The following is a 2340-nucleotide window of genomic DNA, read 5'->3' on the forward strand; positions in this document are numbered from 1 at the left end:
GAAATTGGAAAACATGTCACTTGCCGCAAAAGAGCTTTTTATTTCACAACCAGCGCTTAGTAAAGCATTAACCAATTTTGAAGCAGAACTTGAAATGGACTTGTTTTTTAGAAGAGGGAAACGCATTTCTTTGAATGAAAATGGGGAGTTTTTATATAAGCGCGCAGAGCGGATCTTTGCGGAAATACATGACTTAGAACGTGGTTTAGAAGAGAGGCGTGGTGAAGGAAGCGGGAAACTTTCCATCGTCACAACGCTGCCTTATACGTTTACTAATATTATCGATTTGTTCTTTGATGACTATCCCCAAATTAAATATACACAAGTGCCCTTATCGAAAGAAAACTTAATTCAGTTCATTGAATATGGCAAATATGATGTGTGTATTACTACAGAGAAAATTGATCATCCAAATGTCGAATGGGTACCTTTATTTGAGGAAGAAATATTTTTAACAGTACCTAAATCGTATCCAGAAGCGAAATTCGAAGCAATTGATATGAAAGATTTGAGAGAGTTACCATTTATCGGTTTAACAAACCAATATAGTTTTCGTCAATTTACTGATGAGTTTTGTTCATCTGTTGGTTATTCCCCTGTTTATCAAGTAGAAGTAGAAGAAGCAACAATCATATTACAACTTGTAAAGAATGGACGTGGTGCTGCTTTTACACCGGAGACATCTGTTAATTTATATGAGGATAAAATCAAGCATATCAAAATTATTAATGGCCAATTCACACGAACAATTGGGTTACTAAAGCATCGCTATTTTTATCCTACACAGATTTCAAAGGCATTTATTGAACACTGTCATAATTATTTTGAGAAGATAAAGGGAAATATATAATATAGGAGGGATAACAGGTTTAATTTAGAAATTAAAATTTTTTAAGATATTAAAAATGTCATAGAAAAATTATAACTTTGTGAAACTTCTTATTGCTTGATTCGTAAATATAAATATGGGAAACTTAGTTTAACAAAAAACTATACTAGAATATCACAGGAGGAATTAGTTTGTTAAAGAAGTTGTTAACTGTTTTTATGTTGGTTACCTTTGTGTTTGCTCCGATTGCTGAGCATACCTTTGTGGGAACTTCACATGAAGTGAGTGCAAAATCGTACCGTTCAGGGAAAAAATCTTTTAATTCCAATAACAATCAGTCAAATTTCAATCAAAATAAATCAACGGTCAATAAACAAAAATCATCAATAAACAGCAATGCCAAAACTACAAAAACTAATTCATTTAATAAAGGCTCATTTATGAAAAGCATGATGCTGGGCGGTATCGCCGGATTATTATTCGGGAGCTTGCTGGCTAATATGGGTGCTATGGGATCCATTCTGGGGTTTTTATTGAATGTACTAGTGATTGTGCTTATCATCGGATTAATTAAAAAGATTTTCACGCGTAGTAACCGTCCGAGAAGAGATGGAGACGAAACGTGGAGACGATAAAGATATCAGAACAAGAAATCATTAACTCACTTTGTGTTTATATAGCTGATAAAAGGCGAGTAAACCCAGAACAAGTTGAAATTGAGTTAATGTATGATGATGACTATGGGTTCTCAGCAGAAGCACATGTTAATGGGAGATCTCAAATATTAATTACAGCAAATATGATTGAAGCATTACGCTTTTATATTGAGCATGAGCTGAATAGGGATCCTTTTGCTGCCAAGATTGAACTTAAATTAGATGAAGATGAAGGTATTATTGCATACGTTCAATAAAAGGACGAAAAGAGGCTATGCCTCTTTTTTTTATTTTCATGACTTTGTATCATAATTATGAAAGGAATCAACAACGTATTTGCTGAGAAGCTCACCTTGGTCTAAATGGCATGGCAAAGTACTCATGGTTTAATGTTTATAAAATATAATATTTCTATCGTTTCACTATATAGTATAAAATAGAATGTATGTAAGGTTACTGTAATTATATAAATGGGAGTTCTCATTCGCATTTGATGCTTAGTTTTTTTATTAATTTACATAGTCGATTAGCTTAAATATAAATTTTGTAAAGGAGATACATATAATTGAATTCAAAATATCTAGACTTACTTGTCCAAAAATATGATTGTGAAGAAAAAGTAGCAACAGAAATTATAAATCTGGAATCGATCCTTAATCTGCCAAAGGGTACTGAACATTTTGTCAGTGATTTACATGGGGAGTTTCAGGCGTTTCAGCATGTGTTGAGAAATGGCTCGGGAAATGTAAAAGAAAAATTAAAGACTTGTTTCAAGATGTCTTATTAGAAAAAGAAATCAATGAATTTGCGACATTAGTTTATTATCCTGAAGAGAAATTAAAGTTAATTAAAACC

The 2340-nt window shown here is 32.5% G+C and carries 3 protein-coding genes and 1 pseudogene; all 4 read left to right on the top strand.

The features are described 5' to 3' along the window. Positions 1-850 (top strand): LysR family transcriptional regulator (locus tag WYK_RS06075; RefSeq protein WP_040373669.1); only part of this gene is annotated, 850 nt, incomplete at its 5' end. Between the two features lie 170 nt (positions 851-1020). After that, positions 1021-1464, top strand: coding sequence for a hypothetical protein (locus WYK_RS06080; RefSeq protein WP_051387340.1), 444 nt, complete (start codon positions 1021-1023; stop codon positions 1462-1464). Continuing rightward, complete coding sequence (locus WYK_RS06085) at positions 1452-1742, top strand: YxcD family protein (protein ID WP_040373670.1); 291 nt, start codon at positions 1452-1454, stop codon at positions 1740-1742. Before WYK_RS06080 ends, WYK_RS06085 begins: the two co-directional genes overlap by 13 nt. A gap of 308 nt (positions 1743-2050) precedes the next feature. Continuing rightward, positions 2051-2340 (top strand): annotated as a pseudogene (locus WYK_RS06090) (fructose-bisphosphatase class III); the annotation flags it as partial.

Source organism: Peribacillus psychrosaccharolyticus ATCC 23296 (genome assembly GCF_000305495.1).
Classification (GTDB): Bacteria; Bacillota; Bacilli; order Bacillales; family DSM-1321; genus Peribacillus; species Peribacillus psychrosaccharolyticus.